Genomic DNA, 6,703 nt, shown 5'->3' with positions numbered 1-6,703 from the left:
AACGGCAAACTCCCGGACGAGGATGAGCTGCTCGGCTACAAGCTGAAGCTTAATCGGCTGCGTATTTGCCAGATGGCTTGCGGTCTTTGCTGGAGCATCTCCCTGCAGCGATGCAGCCAATGGATGTGCTGCGTACCGGCATTTCCGCGTTGGCCGCATTCGAACCAGAGACAGCCGACCGGGGACCCAATCAAATTGCCGATCGGCTAATTGCTTGCGGTGCATCGATGCTGCTGTATTGGCATCATTTTCACACTAGCGGCTTGCGCATTGATACTGAGGCACCGGAGAGCGCCAGCATCGCCGGACATTTCCTGCAATTGCTGCATGGAAGGCCGGCAAGCGAGCTTCATGAGGAGACGCTGGATGTTTCGTTAATTTTGTATGCGGAGCATGAATTCAACGCCTCGACTTTTGCCGCGCGAGTGACAGCTTCTACGCTCTCCGACTTCTACTCCTCGATCACAACAGGAATTGGAACACTTCGAGGGCCTCTGCACGGCGGGGCTAATGAAGCTGCAATGGAGCTGATCGAAGGTTTTACTGATGCCGATGAAGCGGAAAAAGGTGTCTTGCAGCTGTTGGCGCAGCGGCAATTGGTTATGGGCTTTGGACATCGCGTCTATTCCGTCTCCGACCCCCGTTCCGACATCATTAAGCTTTGGTCGGCTACGTTGTCGAAGGAAGCAGGAGATACTCGGCTCTATCCGGTATCAGAGCGAATTGAAGAAGTGATGCAGCGCGAGCGGCAGCTGTTTCCGAACCTTGATTTTTACAGCGCTTCGGCTTATCGGTTTCTGGGCATACCGGCGAATTTATTTACCCCTTTATTTGTTCTATCACGCATTAGCGGCTGGTCTGCCCATATTATCGAGCAGCGGGAAGGCAACCGGATTATTCGGCCTTCAGCCCTGTATGTTGGCCCGGAGCCGCAGAAGTGGGTTGAGATCATAGACCGCAAATAAAGGGGGAAAGCATATGTCCGAAATTACAAATAATGACCGGCCGGTACCGGACGCTTTATTAGTGGAAATTGCGGAATATGCGGCAAAAGCAGTAATAGAGAGTTCTGAGGCGTACGAAACGTCGCGATATTGCTTGCTTGATACGATCGGCTGCGGCTTGCTGGCGCTGCGCTATCCGGAATGTACGAAGCTGCTGGGGCCAGTCGTGCCGGGCACGATCGTACCGAATGGCGTACCGGTTCCCGGCACCTCCTATCGGCTGGATCCTGTGACTGCTGCTTTCAACGTCGGCTGTATCATACGTTGGCTGGACTTCAACGACACCTGGCTGGCGGCCGAATGGGGGCATCCGTCCGATAACTTGGGCGCGATATGGGCCGTGGCGGATTACGTCAGCCGGACACGCGCCGCTAACGGTGATTCACCGCTTTTAATGCGCGATGTACTGACGGCCATGATTAAGGCCCATGAAATTCAAGGCGTGCTTGCGCTGGAAAATAGCTTCAATCGCGTCGGACTGGATCATGTCCTCCTAGTCAAAGTCGCTTCCACGGCAGTTGCGACGGCACTGCTAGGCGGTACACGAGATGAAATCATCCATGCAGTATCCAATGCCTGGATTGACGGGCAGTCCTTGCGGACATACCGCCATTCTCCGAATACCGGCACACGCAAGTCATGGGCCGCGGGAGACGCAACCAGTCGTGCCGTTCGACTGGCACTGATGGCGGTAAAGGGAGAGATGGGTTATCCCTCTGCACTAACGGCCCCTGTCTGGGGATTCCAGGATGTATTGTTTAAGGGCAAGTCACTGGCGCTGAATCGTAAGTTTAATTCGTATGTGATGGAGCATGTACTGTTCAAGCTGGCATATCCGGCAGAATTCCATGGGCAGACTGCTGTGGAGTGCGCAGTAAAGCTGCATCCGCTCGTGAAGGATCGTTGGGAGGAAATCAACGCTATAAAGCTAACGACACATGAATCTGCTATTCGGATCATCGATAAGCGGGGGCCGCTGCATAATCCGGCGGACCGTGACCATTGCCTTCAATATATGACAGCTATCGGCCTGCTCTTCGGACAGTTGACGGCTGATCATTACGAGGACGAAGCGGCAAGTGACCCGCGCATCGATGTGCTTCGCGGGAAAATGACGGTGGAGGAAGATCTCCGGTATTCCGCCGACTATTTGGATGCATCCAAGCGGTCTATTGCGAATGCTTTGCAGATCTTTTTCAAGGACGGGAGCGCTACGGAGCGGGTGGAGGTGGAATATCCGATCGGCCATCGCCGGAGGAGGATTGAGGGGATTCCGCTGCTGGAGCGCAAATTCGAGGCAAATTTGCGTACCAGACTGGCGGAGCGGCAAGTGCGGGAGATCTTAGCCGTGGGGAGCGATCAGCAGCTTCTGGAGCAAATGCCGGTACATCGTTTTGTTGATTTGTTTGTTTTGTAGTGTTGCAGTGTTGCAGTGTTGTGTGAGTAATGCTCCGGGGTCGCTGCGCGTTTTGGTTCATGCTGCCGTTCTTGATTCCATTGCTTCCATCGCTTACACGATGTCAAAATGGATCGAATCTGCAAAATGTCATCCTGAACTCAAAACGCTCCGCTCACCCTAAGCCACGCAAAACACAAAAAACACAATAACAACAAATCGTAAGAGGAAACGGCAAGAGTTAATAACAAAAACAGTTTACAAGAGCAACTCCACTAGCTCACGTAATGACGATCTGCGTGCTCAGAGTTGCGAATTAGATTAGTTACACATATATAGCGAAATTAGATTCGTTATATAGCGATGCAAATTCGCTAGGGGTATCAACTTTTCTGATCAAAATGTAAATGTGCATGTTGTTATCCATTTTATAGGCGATATATCACATCAAAATGCAAAAGTGCATTTTGATCGGGGAAAAAAGCAGGTTTTGGGCGGTATATGGTGATTTCAAATGTATTTTTGCATTTTGATGGCGAATTGAGCCTGTTTTAGGGAAATCAAAATGTACTTTTGCATGTTGTTCATTCATAAGGGACAGCGAGGATCACTTTAGAGAAAAACAAAGTTTAGTTAGCTGCATGTAATCTTGTATCCATCAGTTAGGCGGGCGCAGGTTAGCTGGTGCTAAAAATTACAGTATAGTTTAGATGGACATTAGCATAGCGGGACACGTTACGTTAGACTATTCGACATATTGTGCGTTGAGGACGATGGGGACTGTGAGGAGCGGGTTAGAGCAAAAACAAAGTGTTACGTCAGACTATAAGACATACGACATTTTAGTGCGTTGAGATGATTAAAACGGAGCATTATCCAATCCAATCCAATCGCATCGTACGCGCCTCCTAGGGCGCGATGCCTGGTCGCACGTCGGCGGTGAAACTTCATCACACAATAAAAGAATAGTGACTATAAATTCGCTGCAATTACTCTACAGACCCGAACGGGTCTGATTTTTTTGTGCCGCACAATGCTTGCAGCTTCATGCGGTGTATGGCACCGCTGTCCACCAACAAGTCAACATCGCGATACGCGGCACTCGGTCATACGTTACGGACGACTTCGCTCATCGTTACGGTTCGCCGCTTCCACGTTGCGTTTCTATGGTTCCATGCGTTGCGGTGTATCGTTTCCAAATAATTGACTGGCGATATGGGCGATCAAGGACTATCATGAATTTAGGAATGAACTTTAAGCATGAAGTTAGGGAGGATGGCTTGTATCTCTAACTAACATTTTATAGCATGCAGCATAGGCAAATTACAAAAGGACGGTTGAGCAGGATGGCGGTTAATTATTGTACAGTATGCGGTCAGCCGATGGAAAATCGCGACATAGACGGTACGGTTCGCAGAGCCTGTACCTCGGAAAGCTGCGGACATGTCCATTGGGGCGACTATAGTGTCGGGGTAGGCGCTCTTGTTATGAAGGAGGATCGGATTTTGCTCGTTCGCCGGGCTCAAGAACCGGGGAAAGGTTACTGGACGAATCCGGGCGGTTATATTGAGCAGATGGAATCGATTGATCAGACAATCATTCGCGAGGTGCTGGAGGAAGCTGGTGTTCATGCCAGCGTTAAAAGCATCGTTGCGGTTCGTGACCAGCCGCGAAGCATTCACAACGTCTATATCGCATTCGATATGGAGTATATCGGGGGCGAGCCTGTACCAGATGGCGTCGAGGTAGACCAGGCCGGATTTTTCAGCTTGGAGGAAATGAAAGAAATGCAGGTCGCGGATTTCACGAAATGGCTGGTTGACGTGGCGATGAAACGTCGTGCCGAAGGACTGACAGCGGATGCCAATCCTGGCATACCCGGCAACCCTAGTGTTTTCTTCCGGACATAGATTTGTCGCGATAATTAATTGCATTAATTAAATGTAAATAAAACAGTGTCTATCTCAACATGGCTGAAAAGCCGTGTTGGAATAGACGCTGTTTTTTGTTTTAGTACTGGCTGCCGTTGTAGGGTGAAGATGGTTTAATCGCTGTGTTCGCGCCAACGTTGGCTGTATTCGCCGGCTCATCCATTTCCTTCTCAAAGAAGGTTTTGTGACAGTGGAGATGCGAGATGCGCGGTACATGTACGTTGGTGCCAGGCTGGAGAGCGGCTTGAGCCGACAGTTCCGGATTAGCCTCTTCCAGAAATACACTTGGAATGTTGTACATATGGGCCACATGCTGCAGGGTTTCGCCGCCTCTTACTTGATGAGTGGCATAGTACTGATCATTGCGAAATTCGGACTCCTCTCCCTCCCGGAACGGAAAGAACGGAAAAACAAAAGGAGAGAAGAAGAAGAAAGGAAACAAAAAACGTCTAGGGAAAAACGGATGGGGAACCGGGCGAAACGGGGGACGGGAACCTCCACCGAAACCTCCGCCAAATTGGTTAAAACCGCGATCCATAAGTAAGCCTCCATTACTGTATAGTCATTTGTCTATATAGCCTATGACAAAACGGAAAAGTGGTTCATCGCCTAGCGGAAATGGGCTTGTTAGCTTAAACGCAGCGGCTCGGACGATTGGAATAAATTGTGTGAGAACAGCGCATGGTATGGGGAGGAATTCCAACCACAGGAGGCATGGTTATAATGACGGATCATGAAGCTTTACCACAGTTTCCACAGTCGTATTGGATCGAGACCAGCAAGGAAAGGGAGCCCTACCCTAAGCTGGACCATGATCTGGAAGTCGACGTCGCTGTCATTGGCGGAGGTATTACGGGGGTAACGACCGCGTATGTGTTATCCCAGCAAGGTTATAAAGTTTCGCTGATTGAAGCGGGAGAGCTGCTGGGCGGGACAACGGGTCATACAACGGCTAAAATAACGGCGCAGCATGATTTGATTTATGACGAGCTGATTTCCCAGCAAGGCAAAGGAAAGGCAGCTCTTTACTACCAGGCTGCGGAGGAAGCCGCTCGATTCATTAAACAAACGGTGGATGAATATAATATTCATTGCGGGTTTTCCCACCAGAATGCCTATTTGACGGCTGATACAGACGATGGCATTGAGAAGCTGAAAAAGGAATGGGCGGCGTATCAGGAGCTTGGGATCAAGGGCGATTATCTGGATGACGTACCACTGAACATCCCATGTAAGGCTGCTCTTGTGATGCATAGCCAAGCACAATTTCATCCGCTTGAGTATTTAAGGTCATTAATTGATCGGATCACAGAAGCTGGAGGCATAATCTGCGAGGGTACGACGGCGGTTGATCTTACAGAGGGTGAGAATCCGGTCGTCCTCACGAATGATGGTCACAAAATTACGGCAAGTCATGTCGCGATCTGCACCCATTTTCCTTTTTATGACGGACTTGGGTTTTATTTTGCCAGAATGCACGCAGAACGCTCGTATGTCCTGGGTATTGAGACGGAGGAGCGTTATCCCGGCGGAATATACTTGAGCGCAGAGGAGCCTAAGCGTTCCATTCGGGTCACGGTTGATGAACCAGGGGGTATCGTTCTGATCGGCGGGCAGACTCACAAGACGGGACAGGGCATGTGCACGTTTAATCACTATGAAGCTTTGCAGGAATATGCGGAGCAGCATTTTAAGGTGAAAAAAATCGCTTTCCGCTGGTCGGCTCAAGATCTCATCACCGGGGACAAGCTTCCTTTCATCGGCCGGATAAAAGCTTCGACTCCAAATGTGTATGTGGCGACTGGCTTTCGCAAATGGGGAATGACGACTGGAACAGCTGCTGCGTTATTGATCCGTGACTTAATAGAAGGAAGCGAAAATCGATATGAAGAGCTCTTTACTCCTTCTCGCGGAATGAATGCTGCCGCATGGAAGGATCTCGTTGTGGAGAATTTGGACGTAGCCAAGCATCTAATAAGCGGTAAGATCAGCAAGCCGAAGCGATGGGCTGAAGAGCTATCAGACGGAGAAGGCAGCGTTGTCCTGCTGCATGGAAAAAGGGCCGGGGCGTACAAGGACCCGGAGGGCAATCTGCATCTGGTCGATACAACCTGTACCCATCTGGGCTGCGAGGTGGAGTGGAATGACGGAGATTTGAGCTGGGATTGCCCTTGCCATGGCTCCAGGTTTTCGATTGACGGGGAAGTGATGGAAGGCCCAGCAGAGAAGCCGTTAAAGAAGCTTACATTATAAACTGGTTGCTGCTGCAAGTGCCAAGACAGCTAAAAAAATTCAGGACGATTTGGGCACAGTCTCCATCCTATGGTATAGTAGAAGAAACGCTGACCTTTTATTGGAGGGAATTAACATTA

5 protein-coding genes are annotated in these 6,703 nt (G+C 50.0%); 4 read left to right on the top strand and 1 reads right to left on the bottom strand.

All coding sequences use genetic code 11. The features are described 5' to 3' along the window. Positions 1 to 110 precede the first annotated feature (110 nt). From TY10_RS06165 to TY10_RS06155, 3 genes are all read left to right on the top strand, one after another. Positions 111 to 965, top strand: coding sequence for a citrate/2-methylcitrate synthase (locus tag TY10_RS06165; RefSeq protein ID WP_238327475.1), 855 nt, complete (start codon positions 111 to 113; stop codon positions 963 to 965). A gap of 13 nt (positions 966 to 978) precedes the next feature. After that, positions 979 to 2,421 (top strand): bifunctional 2-methylcitrate dehydratase/aconitate hydratase, encoded by a 1,443-nt coding sequence (locus TY10_RS06160; protein WP_042161660.1) that lies wholly within the window; start codon positions 979 to 981, stop codon positions 2,419 to 2,421. Positions 2,422 to 3,746: 1,325 nt separating this feature from the next. Then, a complete protein-coding gene (locus tag TY10_RS06155) occupies positions 3,747 to 4,310 on the top strand; it encodes an NUDIX hydrolase (protein WP_042161669.1) in 564 nt (187 codons plus the stop codon). 100 nt (positions 4,311 to 4,410) lie between these two features. Here TY10_RS06155 and TY10_RS29675 read toward each other — a convergent pair whose 3' ends face one another. Beyond that, positions 4,411 to 4,869 carry a LysM peptidoglycan-binding domain-containing protein gene (locus TY10_RS29675; protein ID WP_202903157.1) on the bottom strand — a complete coding sequence of 153 codons (459 nt, stop codon included), beginning with the start codon at positions 4,867 to 4,869 and terminating at the stop codon, positions 4,411 to 4,413. Between the two features lie 185 nt (positions 4,870 to 5,054). On the opposite strand from TY10_RS29675, the gene TY10_RS06145 reads away from it, so the two are divergent. After that, on the top strand, positions 5,055 to 6,584 hold the full coding sequence (locus TY10_RS06145) for an FAD-dependent oxidoreductase (protein ID WP_042161655.1): 1,530 nt from the start codon (positions 5,055 to 5,057) through the stop codon (positions 6,582 to 6,584). Positions 6,585 to 6,703 lie beyond the last annotated feature (119 nt).

Origin of the sequence: Paenibacillus gorillae (genome assembly GCF_000513275.1) — a bacterium.
GTDB lineage: Bacteria > Bacillota > Bacilli > Paenibacillales > Paenibacillaceae > Pristimantibacillus > Pristimantibacillus gorillae.
Note: the sequence above shows the minus strand (reverse complement) of the source record. Positions and strands in the feature narration are given on the sequence as shown.

What these genes read in the sequence shown, in the direction of transcription:
- TY10_RS06155 (WP_042161669.1), top strand. Translation starts at nt 3,747, where the DNA reads ATGGCGGTTAATTATTGTACAGTATGCGGTCAGCCGATGGAAAATCGC.
- TY10_RS06160 (WP_042161660.1), top strand. Translation starts at nt 979, where the DNA reads ATGTCCGAAATTACAAATAATGACCGGCCGGTACCGGACGCTTTATTA.
- TY10_RS06165 (WP_238327475.1), top strand. Translation starts at nt 111, where the DNA reads ATGCAGCCAATGGATGTGCTGCGTACCGGCATTTCCGCGTTGGCCGCA.
- TY10_RS06145 (WP_042161655.1), top strand. Translation starts at nt 5,055, where the DNA reads ATGACGGATCATGAAGCTTTACCACAGTTTCCACAGTCGTATTGGATC.
- TY10_RS29675 (WP_202903157.1), bottom strand. Translation starts at nt 4,869, where the DNA reads ATGGATCGCGGTTTTAACCAATTTGGCGGAGGTTTCGGTGGAGGTTCC.